Source organism: Actinomyces sp. SKVG-SVH-4(1) (assembly GCF_048514265.1).
Classification (GTDB): Bacteria; Actinomycetota; Actinomycetes; order Actinomycetales; family Actinomycetaceae; genus Actinomyces; species Actinomyces oris.
The window spans coordinates 20,093-37,075 of record NZ_JBGEVE010000013.1; the positions used below are offsets into that span (position 1 = coordinate 20,093).

General features: G+C 68.0%; 13 protein-coding genes and 1 pseudogene. 8 read left to right on the plus strand and 6 right to left on the minus strand.

Annotation, left to right across the window (positions count from 1 at the left end; all coding sequences use genetic code 11):
• Window positions 1–38: 38 nt before the first annotated feature.
• The 3 genes from AB7V09_RS10395 to AB7V09_RS10405 all read right to left on the minus strand — a co-directional run bounded on the left by AB7V09_RS10395 (window position 39) and on the right by AB7V09_RS10405 (window position 4,059).
• Entirely contained in the window at window positions 39–605 is a 567-nt protein-coding gene (locus AB7V09_RS10395; RefSeq protein ID WP_419143700.1) for a hypothetical protein, read from the minus strand.
• 50 nt (window positions 606–655) lie between these two features.
• A complete protein-coding gene (gene dnaG, locus AB7V09_RS10400) occupies window positions 656–2,671 on the minus strand; it encodes a DNA primase (protein ID WP_419143701.1) in 2,016 nt (671 codons plus the stop codon).
• Window positions 2,672–2,739: 68 nt separating this feature from the next.
• Entirely contained in the window at window positions 2,740–4,059 is a 1,320-nt protein-coding gene (locus AB7V09_RS10405; RefSeq protein ID WP_419143702.1) for a deoxyguanosinetriphosphate triphosphohydrolase, read from the minus strand.
• Between the two features lie 189 nt (window positions 4,060–4,248).
• Between AB7V09_RS10405 and AB7V09_RS10410 the strand changes: the two genes are divergently transcribed.
• From AB7V09_RS10410 to AB7V09_RS10430, 5 genes and pseudogenes are all read left to right on the plus strand, one after another.
• On the plus strand, window positions 4,249–5,475 hold the full coding sequence (locus AB7V09_RS10410) for a glycosidase (protein ID WP_419143703.1): 1,227 nt from the start codon (window positions 4,249–4,251) through the stop codon (window positions 5,473–5,475).
• A 142-nt stretch (window positions 5,476–5,617) separates the two neighbouring features.
• Window positions 5,618–6,874, plus strand: a pseudogene (locus AB7V09_RS10415) (sugar ABC transporter substrate-binding protein).
• A gap of 90 nt (window positions 6,875–6,964) precedes the next feature.
• Window positions 6,965–8,539: an ABC transporter permease subunit gene (locus tag AB7V09_RS10420; RefSeq protein WP_314884087.1), complete on the plus strand. Its 1,575-nt coding sequence runs from the start codon at window positions 6,965–6,967 to the stop codon at window positions 8,537–8,539.
• A gap of 27 nt (window positions 8,540–8,566) precedes the next feature.
• Window positions 8,567–9,496: a sugar ABC transporter permease gene (locus tag AB7V09_RS10425; RefSeq protein ID WP_419143704.1), complete on the plus strand. Its 930-nt coding sequence runs from the start codon at window positions 8,567–8,569 to the stop codon at window positions 9,494–9,496.
• Window positions 9,497–9,694: 198 nt separating this feature from the next.
• Window positions 9,695–10,708: a LacI family DNA-binding transcriptional regulator gene (locus AB7V09_RS10430; RefSeq protein WP_419143705.1), complete on the plus strand. Its 1,014-nt coding sequence runs from the start codon at window positions 9,695–9,697 to the stop codon at window positions 10,706–10,708.
• A 43-nt stretch (window positions 10,709–10,751) separates the two neighbouring features.
• Here the strand turns inward: AB7V09_RS10430 and AB7V09_RS10435 are convergent, their stop codons facing one another.
• Both AB7V09_RS10435 and AB7V09_RS10440 read right to left on the minus strand, forming a co-directional pair.
• Entirely contained in the window at window positions 10,752–12,002 is a 1,251-nt protein-coding gene (locus tag AB7V09_RS10435) for a glycerate kinase (RefSeq protein ID WP_419143706.1), read from the minus strand.
• A 40-nt stretch (window positions 12,003–12,042) separates the two neighbouring features.
• On the minus strand, window positions 12,043–13,431 hold the full coding sequence (locus AB7V09_RS10440) for a dipeptidase (RefSeq protein WP_419143707.1): 1,389 nt from the start codon (window positions 13,429–13,431) through the stop codon (window positions 12,043–12,045).
• A 41-nt stretch (window positions 13,432–13,472) separates the two neighbouring features.
• Between AB7V09_RS10440 and AB7V09_RS10445 the strand changes: the two genes are divergently transcribed.
• Entirely contained in the window at window positions 13,473–14,081 is a 609-nt protein-coding gene (locus AB7V09_RS10445; protein ID WP_419143708.1) for a DUF3043 domain-containing protein, read from the plus strand.
• Window positions 14,082–14,121: 40 nt separating this feature from the next.
• Here the strand turns inward: AB7V09_RS10445 and AB7V09_RS10450 are convergent, their stop codons facing one another.
• On the minus strand, window positions 14,122–15,177 hold the full coding sequence (locus tag AB7V09_RS10450; RefSeq protein WP_419143709.1) for a quinone-dependent dihydroorotate dehydrogenase: 1,056 nt from the start codon (window positions 15,175–15,177) through the stop codon (window positions 14,122–14,124).
• A 150-nt stretch (window positions 15,178–15,327) separates the two neighbouring features.
• Here AB7V09_RS10450 and AB7V09_RS10455 point away from each other — a divergent pair, with 150 nt between their 5' ends.
• Together AB7V09_RS10455 and AB7V09_RS10460 are read left to right on the plus strand one after the other, a co-directional pair.
• The gene (locus tag AB7V09_RS10455; protein WP_009747567.1) at window positions 15,328–16,236 is read left to right on the plus strand and encodes a neutral zinc metallopeptidase; all 909 of its coding nucleotides are present in this window, start codon (window positions 15,328–15,330) and stop codon (window positions 16,234–16,236) included.
• 192 nt (window positions 16,237–16,428) lie between these two features.
• The gene (locus AB7V09_RS10460) at window positions 16,429–16,938 is read left to right on the plus strand and encodes a flavodoxin family protein (RefSeq protein WP_419143710.1); all 510 of its coding nucleotides are present in this window, start codon (window positions 16,429–16,431) and stop codon (window positions 16,936–16,938) included.
• The last annotated feature ends 45 nt before the right edge of the window (window positions 16,939–16,983 follow it).

Below are 16,983 nucleotides of genomic sequence, written 5' to 3' on the forward strand. Positions count from 1 at the left end.
CGGTGAAGCACAGGAAACGCTGATATTCCAAGGACATCCTACCGTGTGGGCAGGCCCACACCCTCACGGACGCGGTTTTCCAGCTCTCGAAGCGTGCGGCGATCCTCCGCCTCGTCGACCTGTGAGATCAGTGGCCGGGTGACGGAGTAGAGCTCGCCATCACTGCGCCGACGCACGCTGGCTGTGGCCGTGGCGCCGCTGGGGAGTGTTGCCACGGCGCTGTGGATGATGGCGGCCTCGACCCGTTGGCGCAGGGCCTTGGCGAAGGGGGCCACGTCCGCTGAGACGTAGGCATCGCCGTTGCGGACTCCGGCCGGGACCTTCAAGGCAAGGTCCTCGCGGTCCTGCTGCGTCCACGTCAGGGTGAAGACGCGGTCCTGGCCGTCCCAGCTCCCCTGCTCCACCTCGTCCCAGGGGTGGGTCTCGGGCCTGCTGCGCCCGTTGAAGACCACCAGGGAGCTTGCCGTGGCCACCGCCCATGTCGAGCCCTCCGCGTCCAGGGGAACGGCCCCCAGGGCGGGCTCGCGCAGCTGTTCGCGCATCTCCAGCGGAAGCGTGGCGGTGGAGCGGGTGGATGTGCCTTGACGACGGCGCAGGATCGGCATGACCGCCAGGCTACCTGCACCTGCTCGCCGACGTGGGCCACCGCCTGGTCTCAGGTCCCCTGCCTGATCTGCATGCGGCGCTGCTCGAGGGCGGCGATCTGGGAGAACAGCTCGCGGTAGCCCTCCTCCTGCGGCGACATCCGCCGGTGGCGTGAGCGCATCTCAACGAGCCTGCGGTTGATGCCCATGACGGCCAGGGAGTCGAGCACGCCCTTGGCGTAGCGCTCCAGACCGGAGGCGTCCACCTCGGTGCCCCGTCCCCGGATCGTGGGCAGGGGCAGGGGTGCCACGGCGAGCTCGGTGATGGCGGCCTCGACCAGGCCGATGGCGCCGTCGCGCACCTGCTGGAGCCAACGCAGCGTGGCCCGGCGCTGCGCCTCCTGCTCCCCCATGCCGGCGGCCACCGCCTGCTGGACCAGCCCCGGCACCTCCCCAGTGCCTCCGGCGGCGGCGACGGCCTCGTAGACGGCCCGGTGGGTGAGCTGGCCGAAGGAGTCGGCCCCCAACTCGTCTGCGCCGGCCTGGTGGGCCGCCACCGGGAACTGGATGATGACGGCCAGGGCCTCACGCTCGAGCTGCTCAACAGGGTCGGTCACCGGCGGCAGCCCCCGCACGGGGGCGGCGGCATCGGGACCGGCAGTCTCATCGGCGGGCCACTGGCCGCCCCGCGCCGTGCTGGGCTGGGCCCCTCGCCTGCTTGCGGCCTGGACTGCGGCGTGGACCTCGGCATCGGGCAGGCCCAGCCATCCGGCCAGGCGCCGGGTGTACTCGCGCTTGAGCGCCCGGTCCCGGATCCCGGCCACCACCGGCGCCGCCGAGCGCAGCCCCCGGACGCGGCCTTCGGAGGTGTCCAGGTCCAGGTGGGACAGGGAGGTGCGGATGACGAACTCGAACAGCGGCACCCGTCGGGACAGCAGGCGCGGGATGCCCGAATCCCCCTCCTTCATGCGCAGGTCGCAGGGGTCCAGGCCGCCGGGGTCGACGGCCACGAAGGTCTGGGTGGCGAAGCGCTGGTCCTCGGCGTATGCACGCAGCGCGGCCTTCTGACCGGCCGCGTCACCATCGAAGGTGAAGATGACCTCACCGCCACGGGCCTCTCGCCCCTGACCGGTGACCACCCCCGCTGCCGGGTCGTCCACATCCCCTAGCAGGCGGCGCACGACCCGCACGTGGTCCGCACCGAAGGCGGTCCCGCACGTGGCCACGGCCGTGGTCACCCCGGACAGGTGGGCTGCCATGACGTCGGTGTAGCCCTCGACGACGACGATGCGGTGGGAGCGGGCGACCTCCCGCTTGGCCAGGTCCAGCCCGTAGAGGACCTGGCTCTTGTGGAAGACGGGGGTCTCGGGGGTGTTGAGGTACTTGGGGCCCTGGTCCTCCTCCAAGAGCTTGCGCGCCCCGAAGCCGACGGTGGCTCCGGTGACGTCCCGGATGGGCCAAATGAGGCGGCCGCGGAAGCGGTCGTAGACGCGGCGCCCGTCCTGCCCGCCCCGGCTGCACAGGCCGGAGTCAACCAGCTCGGCCTCGGTGTAGCCGGAGCTGCGCAGGTAGCGGGCGAGGTTGTCCCATCCGGCGGGCGCGTACCCGACGCCGAAGTGCGCGGCGGCATGGCGGTCGAAGCCCCGGGACGTGAGGAAGTCCCGCCCTGGCTGTGCCTCCGGGGTGGCGAGCTGCTCGCGGAACCAGGCCTCGGCCAGGCGGTTGGCGTCCATAAGGCGCTGCCGTGTGCCCGGCTCGACCCCGCGCCGCACCGCGCCGCCCTCCTCGTAGCGCAGCTGGACCCCGGTGCGGTCAGCGAGGTACTCGACGGCCTCGGCGAATCCGAGGTGGTGGATCTTCTCGATGAAGGTGATGACGTCACCGCCCTCACCGCAGCCGAAGCAGTGCCAGTAACCGAGCTGGGGGCGGACGTGGAAGGAGGGGGTGCGTTCGTCGTGAAAGGGGCACAGCCCCTTGAGCGAGCCGACGCCGGCGCTCTTGAGGGTCACGTGCTCACCGACGACGTCCTCAAGCCTGGCGCGCTCGCGCACCGCCTCGATGTCCTCACGCCTAATCAGTCCCGCCACAGGGCCATCGTAGGCGAGGGCACCGACATCCTGCGCCAGGGCTTGAAGGGGCTCCCCGGCCAGAACAGCTAGACCTCGGAGAACATGCCGCACAGCCGGGCGTGCCAGGCCCGCGCGGAGGTGTCCGTCAGGGAGGCGATCTGGTCGACCACCACCCGCAGGCGCGCATCATCGTTCTCGGCCCGGTGCCAGACATCGAGCAGAACCGGGTCGATTCCCTTCCCGCCGCCGGTCATGAGGACGTCGGCGAGGTCGAAGATGAGGGTTCGCTGACGCAGGTAGACCGGCTCGTGCTCCCTCGGCTCCATGACGTAGCGCACGGCGATGCCCTTGAGCAGGAGGATCTCCGCGGCCGTCTCCTCGGGGATGACGAGCTCGGCCTCGTAACGGGTCAGGGGCCCATTGCCATAGGTCTGGCGGGTGGCGGAGGCGACCGCGGAGACGAAGCGTCCGATGATCTCACTGGTGAGATTCTTCAGGTGCGCGGCGTCGGCCACCGAGCCGTTGTAGGAGCGGATCCAGTAGGGCCGGCCGGCCAGCCTGTCGAAAGCCGCCCCGAGGGCGTCGGCGCTCAGGTCGGTGCCGTACCAGGCCCGCGTGGCCTCGAGCAGCTCATCGACCTCCTTGGGGTCGGTCAGGCAGGCCGGATCCAGGCGCCCCAGGGCGATCGCGTCCTCGACATCGTGGACGGAGTAGCCGACGTCGTCGGACAGGTCCATGATCTGCGCCTCGATGCAGCGCCTGTCCTCCGGGGCCCCCTGACGCATCCAGGCGAAGATCTCGGCGTCGTCGTCGTAGGCGGAGTACTTGCGCGCACTGCGCCCGCTCGGTCCACCCGGCCCCCTCCCCTTGAGCCACGGATACTTCGCGACGGCGTCGAGGCTGGCCCGCGTCAGGTTGACGCCCACCGGCCGCCCGGCCGCGTCAAGAGTCTTGGGCTCCAGCCGGGTGAGGATCCGGAAGGTCTGGGCATTGCCCTCGAAGCCCCCGATCTGGCGGGCCACGACGTCGAGCGCCTTCTCACCGTTGTGCCCGTAGGGAGGATGACCCAGGTCATGGGACAGGCAGGCGGTGTCGACGACGTCGGGGTCGCATCCCAGCGCCTGTCCCAGGGCGCGCCCCACCTGCGCCACTTCCAGGGAGTGGGTGAGCCGGGTACGCACGAAGTCGTCAGCAGCGGGCCCCAGCACCTGGGTCTTGGCCCCCAGGCGCCGCAGCGCCGAGGAGTGCAGGACCCGGGCCCGGTCGCGTTCGAAAGGGGTGCGCTGGGGATTCTTCGCCTGCTCGTGAACGAAGCGCTCCACGTCATGCACCCGGTACCCGGACAGGTCAAGGGCGTCTCGTCCGTCGATACGCACAGGTTCGGATCCAGATTTCTGCGCTGACATAGTCACAAGGTAGCGCAGAAGCGGGTTACCATGGTCGTCACCATTCCGACACCTCCGACACCATCCCAGGGGAGCACCGGTACCCGATCCCTCCAGCTTGTGGTCACCACGCACCCTCCTCACATCGATGAATCACTTCTTGGACGTCAAGTCCCCGGGCGCACACCCGGTGGAAGGGAGACACCTGCCGTGACCACCACCACAACCCTCGTTCACCGACCCTACGACGGTCCGGAAGAGTGGTGGCGCCACGCACTGGTCTACGAGATCCCCTCACCTGCCCTGGGAGCAGCCGAGCTGGACCACACCGATCCCATCATCAAGCACGCCCGCTACCTGGGCATGGACGCGGTACTCATCCGTCCGAGCCTGCTCGACATCGACACCGAGATGGACTCGATCCGCCGCTTCATCGACGAGGCCGGGGAGCAGGGGCTGCGCACCATCGTGCGCATCTCCGGTGCGCTGGGTCCGATCACGGGACCCTACGCCACGCAGACCACCGGCTTCGTCACCGGCCTCGAAGGCGCCGCTGACGACCTGCTGCGCCGTTCGGAGGCCTACCTGCAGGCCGGTGCGGCCGGCATCGACCTGGGCACGATCGTGCCTCCCCAACTCACCAGCGGAATCCGGCTGGATCGACTCAGCACCTACTGCGCCATGCTGCACGGCCAGCTGGCCGAGTACGTCGACGAGGGCATCATCGGTGCCGACGTGACCGCCGACTACCCGGAGTCACTGCGTCATCACCTCCAGGACGACTGGGTGCACCACTTACGCGACGACTGTCTGACACTGACACGGTGGAACGCCGGGTCGCTCACGTCCCACCTGACCCGGTCGCTGGACGAGCACGACCGCTTCGGGGCACCCCCCACCTGGCGATTCCTGCCTCCCCACATTCTCTCCGAGCACCTGGATCCGGGCGACGGGCAGCGCTGGTACTCCGTCAACCGCGATGAACGGCTGCGTCGAGGGCTCGCCCTGCAGGCCATGATGCTGGCCCTGCCCGGCTCGCTCTACCTACGTCAGGGCGATGAGATCGCCCTGTCCGACTCCGACAAGCCAACCGCTCCCCTGGAGCTGGCCGACATGGTGGCTGAGCACACGCAGGTGCAGTCCTCTCAGTTCGGCTCTCCGACTGCGACCGTGCGCCACGCGGCCCACGTGCGGCACGAGTACAACCTGGCCTGCGCTCCTCTGGCCTTCGTCACCGGGCTGGAGTGGTGCCCGCCCCAGACCCTCTCCTTCCTGGTGCGTGGCGTCCTGGTCGTCGTCAACACCTCCGACTCCCCCGTCACCTTGCCGGCCGAGGCCAAGGTTCTCCTATCCTCCCAGCCCCTGCGCCAGGAGGAGGGGCGTCTACTCGTGCCCCCGGCGACGACAACGTGGCTGGAGGCCACAACCGTTGCCTAGGGCACACGGATGCAAGTTTCATTGGTCTCTTGCATTCTTTACATAAGCCGATTAAATTATGGTGCCAGGCGAGGAACTCCTCGCTGCGGATCTGATTCGAAGGAGAATCCCTGTGGCACCCACCCGCCGATCCTTCCTGACGATGGCCGCTCTGGCCTCCACCGTGCCAACGTTGGCCGCCTGCTCCGGCTCGCGCAATACTGCGGGTACGGCGGCCTCGGGCGGCGCTGCCTCACAGGCATCTGACGCCTCGGCAGGCGGCTCCGATGCCGATCTGGTCATCTGGGCGGATCAGAAGAAGGCGGACTCCCTCAAGGAGATCGCCAAGACCTGGGGCAAGCAGCAGGGCATCTCGGTGGCGGTCCAGACCGTCGCCAATGACTTGCAGCCCAACTTCATCACCGCCAACCAGGCCGGCAACGGCCCTGACATCGTCCTCGGCGCACACGACTGGATCGGCAACCTGGTGCAGAACAGCGCGATCCGGCCGGTCGTTCTGAGCCCCGAGGCCGAATCCAACTACTCCGACATCGCGCTCAAGGCGGTCACCTACGACGGCCAGATCTACGCAACGCCCTACGCCGTCGAGTGCCTGGGCCTGTTCGTCAACAAGGCACTGACCTCAGTGACCCAGCCGGCCAGCATCGAGGAGATGATCGAGGCCGGCAAGGCGGCCTGAACCGAGCTCGTCCTGTCGCAGGTCGTCGACGAGAAGGGCGACGCCTACAACATGGAGCCGATCTACACCGCCGCCGGCGGCTACATGTTCGGCAAGAACCCTGACGGCTCCTACGATCCCAATGACCTCGGTATCGGCAAGGAGGGATCCATCAAGGCCGCGGAGAAGATCCGCCAGCTCGGCCAGCAGGGAGTCCTCAGGAAGTCGGTCACGGCCGCCAACCACATTTCCTTGTTCACCGATGGTAAGGCTCCCTACCTCATCTCGGGGCCATGGGCCCTGGCGGACATCAAGAAGGCCGGTATCGACTACCAGCTCGCTCGGATTCCGGGCTTCAAAGACATCAAGAACAGTCAGGCGAGCCCCTTCGTCGGAGTCAACTGCTTCTATGTCGCCTCCAACGGGAAGAACAAGGCCTTCGCCGAGACCTTCGTGGCCGACGCGGCCAAGGACATGACCTTCGCGGAATCGATGTTCCCCACCAACGAGCTGCCCCCGGCCCAGAAGGACCTCGCGGACAAGCTCAAGGCGGAGCACCCCGACATGGTCACCTTCGCGGAGCTCTCCGCCAAGGCCGACCCCATGCCCGCGATCCCCGCCATGTCCTCAGTGTGGGAACCCCTTGGACGCGCTCAGGCCAACATCGTCGGTGGGGCCGATCCCGCCAGCACCATGACCGGGGTCGGCCAGACCATCAAGGCGTCGATCAAGGGCTCGTAAACCGCCTCGACGCCGAAGAGCGGAACGCTTCTCCACGCACCCGGATATTCCTCATACTGCTTTCCCACTTCTGGAAAGGACCCGCAGATAATGACGTCCGCATCCACCACCCCGAGGGAGAAGACCACGACCATCAGAGGTCTCGTCGGTCGCATCATCGTGCTGTCCCTCACGCTGGTCGCAGCGATCTACCTCGTCCCACTTCTTATCGCCTATCGGATGTGGTTGTGGCTGGGAATCGTCGTCCTGACCACGGGGGCCATGTTCCTGCTGTACTCGACCAAGAGATTCGTGCCCGCCAAGTACCTCTTCCCCGGCACGTTCTTCCTCACCGTCTTCCTCATCGTCCCCATCGTGCTGACCATTCAAACCTCCTTCACCAACTTCGGGGACGGGTATCGCGGGACTAAGGAGGAGGCCATCGCCTCCATCACCAACAACTCCATGGTCCGCACCGAGGACTCTCCCACCTATGGTCTGTCAGTCGCAACCGACGGCGACGTCACCAAGGGCCCCTTCTCACTGTTCCTCGTCAATCCGCAGACCAAGGAGGTGCTGCGGGGAAGTGACGGGAAGAAGCTAGAGAAGGTCGACGCCAGCACCGTCACCGTCGACAACGGCGTGGTGACCAAGGCGGAGGGATACACGATCCTGTCCCCCAGGCAGATCAACACTGCCTACGAGGACATCAGCGCCATGTCGGTTCCCTTCACGGACAAGACCACGGTCAAGGTTCAGGGCATCCGGACCGCTTTCGAGGGAACCAAGCGGATGGTCTACAACAAGTCCTCCGACACCATTACCAACACCGCCACCGGGGACGTCTACTCGGTCAAGAAGGTGGGGCTGTCCGAGCACTTCGTCAACGCCGAGGGAGAGAGGCTGGCCCAGTCCTGGAAGCAGAACGTGGGTCTGGCCAACTACTCGCGGCTCTTCACTGAGGGCAACCTGGCCTCCCAGTTCCTCAAGGCCTTCGCATGGACCATCATCTTCGCCCTGGGCTCGGTGCTGCTCACCTTCGGCCTCGGTTTCTTCCTGGCGCTCACCCTCAATGATGATCGCATCAAGGGTAAGAAGCTCTACCGCTCCTTCCTCCTGCTGCCCTACGCCGTACCCGGCTTCATCTCGCTGCTCGTGTGGTCGAACTTCTACAACCAGGACTTCGGCCTCATCAACCGGATGATGCACCTCAGTATCCCGTGGCTGTCTGACCCGACCATGGCCAAGATCGCCGTCCTGCTCACCAACACGTGGATGGGCTTCCCCTACATGTTCATCGTGTGCACCGGCGCTCTGCAGTCCATCTCCGGCGATGTCAAGGAGGCGGCCAAGATGGACGGCGCCAGTGGTATGCAGGCCACATGGCGCATCGTCACCCCACTGCTCCTGGTCGCCGTCGCCCCTCTGCTGGTGAGCACCTTCGCCTTCAACTTCAACAACTTCAATGCCATCCAACTGCTGACCGAGGGTGGGCCCTTCCCGGCCGGGGAGTACACGCGCGGCGGAACCGACATCCTCATCTCCATGGTCTACCGCATCGCCTTCGGCCGTGCCGGCTCGGACTTCGGATTCGCCTCGGCCGTCTCCGTGGTCCTGTTCGCCGTCACCGGCGTCCTGGCCGCATTGCAGTTCCGAGCCACCAAGAAGCTCGAAGACGTCAACTGACCAGCCGACCTCGGAAAGAACATCATCATGAGCACCTCATCGCAGTCCGTGCCCCAGTCCGCATCCAAGGGTTCCGAGGAGAGCACCGTCGTCGAGAATCACATGTCGTTCTCACGCTGGTTCCGGGAGATCGGCTGGAGACACGTCGTCGGCGTCATTGCCCTGGTCTTCGCAGCCTTCCCCGTCCTCTACGTCATCTCCGCCTCTCTCAACCCCCTGGGCACGGTGGCATCCACCGGCTTGATCCCCACCAAGGTGAGCCTGGTCAACTACCAGAACCTGCTGTCCGGCGCACGAGGCCCATTCCTGCGCTGGTACCTCAACACGATCATCATCTGCACAGTGGTGGCCACCGCTCAGGTCTTCCTGTCCCTGCTGGGGGCCTATGCCTTCTCCCGGTTCCGGTTCACCGGGCGCCGCGGCGGCCTGCTCGCCCTGCTCCTGATTATGATGTTCCCCGCGATCCTGTCCATGATCGCCATCTACACGATGATCTCCGACATCGGCCAGGTCGTCCCCTTCCTCGGCCTCAACACCCTGGCCGGCTACAGCCTGGCGCTCATGGGCGGAGCACTGGGGCAGGTGTGGCTCATCAAGGGAACCTTCGACACGATTCCCCGCGAGCTCGATGAAGCCGCCATCATCGACGGCTGCACGCACTGGCAGGTCTTCCGCATCATCCTTCTGCCCACGCTCAAGCCGATCATCGCCACCACCTTCCTGCTGGCCTTCGTGGGTGTCATCAGCGAGTTCCTCCTGGGCTCGATCATTCTGACCGACAACTCCCAGAAGACGCTCGCAGTGGGGCTCTACGGCATGCTCGTCGGCGACCGCTCCAACAACCTGGGCATCTTCGCTGCCGGAGCGGTCCTCACCATGGCCCCGGTGATCGCCCTGTTCCAGTACTTGCAGCGCTACATCGTCGGCGGATCGATCTCGGGCGCGGTCAAGGGCTGATCAGGGCCAGGCGCCTTGACGCATCCTTCCCCCCGCCCCATCGGCCGGGAAGCAGGGCCGACAGCGCCACCTCACCGTCCCGGATTCCAACAAACGGTACATGACCTGCGATGATGGTCAGTGGAGGGACGCGACGATCCGCTGTCGGTTCAGGCGAGTCAGCCCCTCCATCCTGACCGTTCTTCGTAGGATTCACTCATGCCACAGAGACTCACTCTCACTGACATCGCCGACCAGGCGGGCGTCTCCACCGCAACTGTCTCCCGTGTGCTCAATGGAAAGTCCAACGTGGCTGACTCGACCCGTCGGCAGGTACTCGCTGCGCTCGACATCCTGGGCTATGAGCGGCCCGAGTCGGTGCACCAGACCTCCCGCGGTCTCATGGGGCTGATCGTGCCCGAGCTGAGCAACCCGATCTTTCCGCTGTTCGCCCAGCAGATCGAGCAGCTCCTGGCACCCTCCGGGCACACTCCCCTGCTGTGCACCCAGACCCCCGGCGGTATCAGCGAGGACGAGTACATCGAGATGCTCGTGGACCGCGGTGTCGCCGGCATCATCTTCGTCTCCGGACGCCACGCGGACACCACCGGTGACGTCACCCGCTACCAGCGCCTGCGTGAGCGCGGCGTACCACTGGTGACGATCAACGGCAACGCGCCGACCATCAAGGCACCGGGCTTCGCCACCGATGACCGCAGGGCGACCCGCATCGCGGTGGATCACCTCATCGCCCTGGGCCACCAACGCATTGGCCTGGCCATGGGGCCAATGCGCATGGTGCCGGCTCAGCGCAAGCGCTCCGGCTACGAGGACGCCATGAGCGAGGGCCTTCCCGAGGAGCCACTGCGGATCATGGAGACGCTCTACACCTACGAGGGCGGGGTCGGCGCAGCATTGCACCTGCTGGAGCAGGGCTGCACCGGCATCGTCTGCTCCTCGGACGTCATGGCCCTGGGAGTGGTCCACGGGGTGCGCCAGACGGGCAGGTCAGTACCTCATGACGTCTCCGTCATCGGCTACGACGACTCGCCACTCATCCCCATGACGGACCCGCCGCTGACCACGGTACGTCAGCCCGTGGAGTCCATCTGCCGAGCGGCCGTATCCACGCTCCTCGCGCAGCTCAACGGGCAGCGGCCGGCCGACACCGAGATGCTCTTCGCCCCCGACCTCATCGTGCGCGACTCGACCGCCGCGGCCCCCATCGACTGAGCCGCCCGCAGCCCGCAGCCGCGCCCCGGCGTGAAGCATCCGGTCAGCGCGACCACGTGCGGGCCAGTCGGGAGCCGAGGTCTACCAGCCGTGCCTCCAGCCCGTGGGAGTCAGTCGCTTCCCAGGGCTCGGCGGCGTGAGCCTCCTGCATCCCGTAGGCGTTGGTGACGCCGGCTGCGGCCAGCTCGCCGCGACTCACTGCGCAGCGCCCGCACACCACGATGCACGGCTGTGCCTGTGAGGCGGCATGCTGGCCGACGACACCCACGACACCGTCAGCCAGAACGTCGTAGAGCTCTCCCCAGGCCGTGACGACCAGGTCCTGCCCCTGGACGGCATCGCTGAGACTGACGAGCTCAGCCATGACTCGCGCCCCGGGCCGCGCCCAGGCTCCCAGGGCCCGTAGCAGCAGGGCGCTGCCTCCGCCTGCCCCGGTCCCCCAGGTCGACACGCTCAGGCGAGCCGCTCCATCCAGATCCGCCACGTGCGCGAAGGCGGACGGCCCGGCGTCGTCGAGTGCGGAGACGACAGGCAGTGGCCTGTGTGGGCCGACGGCACCGGCATCGAGATCCTGAGCCTCGCTGACGACTTCCATCGCCCGGGCGCAGGCACGGCGGTCCAGATCCTGGGCCCGCTCAGGACTGATGGAGGTAGTGCTCGCCAGGGCCGCCCCGGCGCCGTTCATGCCTCCCAGGGCGATGTCGTCGGCCAGAACGAGTCCGAGGCTGCGATGCGACAGCAGGTCCTTGGCCGCTCGCAGGCCGCCGAGCGCATCGATGGCTCCGATGCCCCCGTCGTGGACGGCGCAGCGCGACATCCCCACCAGGAGCGTGTCCAAGGGGCCGGTACGGCTCAGGGCGGCTCCGATGACTCCTCCCAGGCCGGAGGAGCTGCCCTCCAGCGCCTCCTGGGCCGCCTCATCGGGATCTGAGGGAAGCGCCAGGAGACGGGCGGAATCCAGGAACCAGGTGCTCGCTTCTGCGGGGTGCCGGTTCCCGGATCGTGCCGCCCTGGGGACCAGACGTACCAGGTCGACCTCTCTGACCTGTCCGAGCGGGCCCCGCCCCTGAATGACCTCCCGGGAGGCGACCTGATCGGGGGCGATCACCTGGGCCGAGCCCGGTCCGCCGTCCGCTATGGGCAGCAGGGTCAGGGCGTCATGGGGGCGCGCCGCCCGCCAGCCCCGTGCCAGACAGGAGGCGACCCGGCCCGGGGCGAGACCTGGTCCCGAGCCCGCTAGGGGCACTCCAGCGGGCTCGGGCCACAGCCCGCCAGGGGCGAGGAGAACCTTCATGGGCTCGTTCTCCGGTGGCGGGCGCGTTGAGCACTGGCCGTCATGAGCCGATGGCGCCGCTCAGACGGGCCAGGAGGAGGGCCTCGGCGACCACGATGTGCTCGAGCTCGCCCAGGTGCATGGACTCGTTCTCACTGTGGGCCCGGGTGTCGGGGTCCTCGATCCCGGTGACGAGTACCTGGGCACCCGGGAAGGTCTCCTTGAGGGTGGCGATGAAGGGGATGGATCCGCCCTGTCCGATGTTGACGGCCTCGGTGTCCCAGGCGGTGGACAGGGCCCAGTGAGCGGCCTCGGAGGCGGGCGTGACCTCGGAGCCGTCGAAGGCGGGCCCGGCTTCACGGCCGGTGACGGTCAGCCGGCCCCCGAAGGGCACGTGCTTCTCCAGGTGGGCGACCAGGGCCTCCTGGGCCGCGGCCGGGTCCTGCCCAGGAGCGATGCGCAGCGAGAGCCGGGCCGTGCACGAGGGGGTCAGGACGTTGCCGGCCAGCTCCAGGGGCGTGACGTCCATGCCGATGAGCGTCAGCGAGGGCTTGGTCCACAGCCGGGCAGTGAGGTCACCGGTGCCGGAGAGCTCGACGCCGTCGAGAATGCCTGCGTCGGCGCGGAAGTCGGCCTCCGGGTAGTCGGGGAAGTCGGCGTCGGCCTGGGACCGGCTGACCAGTCCGGCCACGGCGACGTCACCGGCCTCGTCGTGGCAGGAGGCGATCAGTCGGCACATGGCGGTGGCGGCGTCCAGCACGGGGCCGCCGTACATGCCGGAGTGAAGCGCGTGGTCGAGCATGTCGAGACGGACATCGACCTGGACGACGCCGCGCAGCGAGGTGGTCAGGGACGGGATGCCGACCTTCCAGTTGGAGGAGTCGGCCACGACGATGACGTCGGAGGCCAGGCGGTCGCGGTGGGTGGTCAGGAAGCTCTCGAAGGAGGGGCTGCCGACCTCCTCCTCGCCCTCGATGAAGACCGTCACGGAGCAGGGCAGCTCGCCGTCGGCCAGGGAGGACAGGATGCGCAGGGCATGGGCGTGGGTGATGACGCCGGCCTTGTCGTCAGCGGTTCCGCGCCCGAACAGCCGCTCCCCGCGCCGCTCGGCGGTGAAGGGGTCGGCCTGGTCCCAGCCGGCCGGGTCGCCGACGGGCTGGACGTCGTGGTGGGAGTAGAGCAGGACGTGCGGGCTGCCCTGGGGGCCGGCCTTGTGGGCCAGGACGGCCGGCCGGCCGGGGGTGCCGTCGGGGGCGGATACCGAAAGGACCTCGGCATCCAGACCGCTGTCGCGCAGGAGCGCGGCCACGGCCTCGGCGGAGCGCTGGACCTGGGACTGGTCGTGGCTGGAGGCGGAGACCGAGGGAATCGCGACCAGGTCCGTCAGGTCGGAGACGATGGTGGGCATGGAGGTGTGCACGGCGGTGCGCACGGCATCAACGGTGATCATGGTTTTCAGGGTATCGCGCCGCTGCCGCTAGTCTTGGCACCGTGAGCCTGTTCAAGAAGCGCAGCCAGACCCCTGAGCCGGAGCCCGTGGCCGAGCCCTCCCCCAAGCCCGGAGGCAAGGGACGCCCCACGCCCCGGCGCAAGGACCAGCAGGCCAAGAACCTGCACCCCGTGGTCCCCAAGGACCGTGCGGCCGCCAAGCGGGAGGCGCGAGAGGCCCGCGACGCCGCCTGGAAGCGTCAGAACGAGGCCATGCTCACCGGTGAGGAGAAGTACCTCCCGTCGCGGGAGAAGGGGCCGATCAAGCGCTACATCCGCGACTTCGTTGATGCGCGCTTCAATCTGGGCGAGTACTTCATGCCCCTCATCTTCGTCCTGCTCATCATCTCCTTCGGGTTCAGTCGCATCCTGCCCCACTACCCGCTCGTCAGCTTCTACACAGTGCTGGCGATGAACGGCTACCTCCTACTGGCGATCGCCGACGCCGTTTGGTGCTGGGCGCGCCTGCGCCGCCGCCTGACCGCGAAGTTCGGTCAGGAGCGGGTCAAGGACGAGGGGACGATCCTCTTCTACATCATGTCGCGCTGCTTCATGCTGCGGCGCTGGCGCCGTCCCGCCGCCCTGGTCAGTCGGGGTCAGTACCCGTCCTGATCCGTTCCGGTCCGCTGTGGGCCGGCCCCGGACCTGGGGCTCAGGCAGTCGCCCGGGCGGCGGAGCCGGTGGCCAGGGCCCGGTTGATGCGCCCCGGCCAGGCGGGACCGTTGTAGATGAATGCCGTGTAGGCCTGAAGCAGGTCCGCTCCCGCGTCGAGCATGAGCTCGGCGTCCATGACGGAGGAGACGCCGCCGACGCCGATGATCGTGGGTTCCTGCCCCAGCCCGTAGCGCAGGCGGCGCACGACCTCCAGGGCGCGGGGAAGAAGTGGGGCGCCGGACAGTCCGCCCTCCCCCAGGTCGTGGTCGATGGTCGTGTTGGTGGCCACCACCCCGTCGAGCCCCATGTCCAGAACCATCTGCGCAACCGCGTCGATGTCCTCGTCGGCCAGGTCCGGGGCGATCTTGACCAGCAGCGGGACGTGCCGCCTGGCGGCGCGGTCGGCGGCCTCACGGACCGCCTCGAGGATCGGTCGCAGCGTCTCAACGCTCTGCAGGCTGCGCAGCCCGGGGGTGTTGGGGCTGGAGACGTTGACGACGAGGTAGTCGACCCAGCGGGCCACTGCCGCGGCCGAGTAGCGGTAGTCCTCCACCGCCTCCTCGAGCGGGGTCACCTTGGTCTTGCCGATGTTCGCGCCGACGACGATGGAGCGTCCCCGCGGGGTGCGGCGCAGGGCACGTAGGCGCTTGGCGGCCTCATCCGCCCCGGAGTTGTTGAAGCCCATGCGGTTGCGCACGGCGCGCATCTGCGGGTAGCGCCACATGCGGGGCTTGTCGTTGCCGCCCTGGGGGTGGGCGGTGAAGGTGCCGACCTCGATGAAGCCGAAGCCGAGCATGTCCAGGCCCTCGACGGCCTGCCCCTCCTTGTCCATGCCCGCTGCGAGCCCCAGGATTCCGGGCACGGGCCGGGCGAAGGGGCCGCCCTGGTTGGCCGAGGGCACGGGGAAGACCGGCCTGCGCCCCCACATCTGGCGCACCACGTCCCTGACGAGGGGAACCTTGCCGGTGATCTCGATCGCGTCCAGGCACACGTCGTGGATCAGCTCGGGGTCGATACGGGTGAGCACGGTCTTGTACAGCAGGTCGTAGAGCACGGCATCAGGCTACCCCGACCAGGCCTTCCAGGGACTGTGCAGGGTCCCGCCGTTATTCTCCTCGGTGTCCACGCTTCGCGCCGGTGGTGGTGTCACGGTAGCGTGGGCTTCGTCCGAGCCTCATTGCAGGCGTGTTCTCAGAGGTGGCCAGTGTCCTTCAACCGCGATATCCAGCTCGACCCCAACCGGGTCCAGACCCGTTCCGGCGGAGGCCGGGGCGCCATGATCGGGGGCGGCTCGATCCTGACCGTCATCGCCGTCGTCCTCATCTCCCAGCTCACGGGAGTGGACCTGACGTCCATGCTGGGAGCGCAGCAGCAGACCGGGACGACGACGTCGACGGCCTCATCGATCGACACCTCCGTGTGCACCAGCGGGGACAGTGCCAACAAGTACACCCAGTGCCGCATGGTGGCCACCGCGGAGTCCCTCGACGCGGTGTGGACCGAGCAGTTGCCGGCCCAGGCGGGGCTCAAGTACGCCAAGCCCGAGTTCGTCCTGTGGGACGGCACCCAGATCTCCTCGGCCTGCGGCAACGCCTCCTCGGCGGTCGGTCCCTTCTACTGCTCAGGGGACCGGACGGTCTACCTGGACATGAGCTTCTTCTCCGAGATGGAGCGCTCCCTGGGGGCCGCTGACACGCCCCTGGCGGAGGAGTACATCGTGGCCCACGAGTTCGGCCACCACATCCAGCACCTGACCGGGCAGATGGCCAAGGCCGACCGCTCAGGCAGCGGTGCGACGTCGGACTCGGTGCGACTGGAGCTCCAGGCGGACTGCTACGCGGGGATCTGGGTCAACCACGCCTCCTCCACCCCCGACCCGGACACCGGCAAGCCCTTCCTCAATCGTCCCAGCAGTGAGGAGATCAAGGGCGCGCTGGGCGCGGCCGAGGCCGTGGGTGATGACCACATCCAGGAGCGGGCCAAGGGGCACGTCGACTCCGACACGTGGACCCACGGATCCTCCGAGCAGCGTGTGCGCTGGTTCACCACCGGGATGAACTCCGGCTCAGTGCAGGCCTGCAACACCTTCGCCGTCGACGCCTCCCAGCTCTGAGACGAGCCGCGGCGACGCTGTTCGTCGCCCCGGCTCGTCCTTCCTCCCCACCGATCCTCTCGGCCTGACGGGGCCCGCCGCCTTGAGAGCGGCGGGCCCCGTTTGCGTGCGACGTGGCGTCACACCCGACAGTGGGCTCATGACACCCGAGCCACCAGCGACAGCGCCGTTATCAGTTCTCAGGAGGACACCATGACCAGGGCACTCATCATTGTTGAGTCCTGCTTCGGCAATACACGGGCCATCGCCGAGGCCGTTGCCGCCGGGTTGATCGAGGGCGGCGTCGAGGCGCAGATGGTCGACGTCGCCCAGGCGCCAGGCGCTCTGCCCGAGGACCTGGATCTGCTCGTCCTGGCAGCCCCCACTCACAACCGGGGTCTGCCCACTGCGGCTACGCGGGCCAAGGCCCGTGCGCAGGCGGGGCCGGGCAACAACTCCCCGGGGATCAGCGAGTGGCTGGGAGACGCAGAGGTTCCAGCCGCTCTCAGCGTCGCCGCCTTCGACACGGTCATCTCCAAGGGCTGGCTCAGCGGCTCAGCGGCCAAGGCGATCGCCAAGACGCTACAGCGGCGTCAGGGTCGGCGGACGGTGTCGGTCAGAAGCTTCGTGGTCACGGCGAACAAGGGCCCGCTGGCCACCGGCCAGGAGACCCACGCACGCAGCTGGGGACGCGAGCTCGCGGACTCGGCGAAGACCGGATAGCGACAGGCGCCCCCGCGACAACGACTGCGCATCGCATCATCGAAA

Coding starts and splice junctions, on each gene's coding strand:
- AB7V09_RS10420 (WP_314884087.1), top strand. CDS start 6,965: ATGACGTCCGCATCCACCACCCCGAGGGAGAAGACCACGACCATCAGA.
- AB7V09_RS10440 (WP_419143707.1), bottom strand. CDS start 13,431: ATGATCACCGTTGATGCCGTGCGCACCGCCGTGCACACCTCCATGCCC.
- AB7V09_RS10435 (WP_419143706.1), bottom strand. CDS start 12,002: ATGAAGGTTCTCCTCGCCCCTGGCGGGCTGTGGCCCGAGCCCGCTGGA.
- AB7V09_RS10460 (WP_419143710.1), top strand. CDS start 16,429: ATGACCAGGGCACTCATCATTGTTGAGTCCTGCTTCGGCAATACACGG.
- AB7V09_RS10395 (WP_419143700.1), bottom strand. CDS start 605: ATGCCGATCCTGCGCCGTCGTCAAGGCACATCCACCCGCTCCACCGCC.
- AB7V09_RS10430 (WP_419143705.1), top strand. CDS start 9,695: ATGCCACAGAGACTCACTCTCACTGACATCGCCGACCAGGCGGGCGTC.
- AB7V09_RS10405 (WP_419143702.1), bottom strand. CDS start 4,059: ATGTCAGCGCAGAAATCTGGATCCGAACCTGTGCGTATCGACGGACGA.
- AB7V09_RS10425 (WP_419143704.1), top strand. CDS start 8,567: ATGAGCACCTCATCGCAGTCCGTGCCCCAGTCCGCATCCAAGGGTTCC.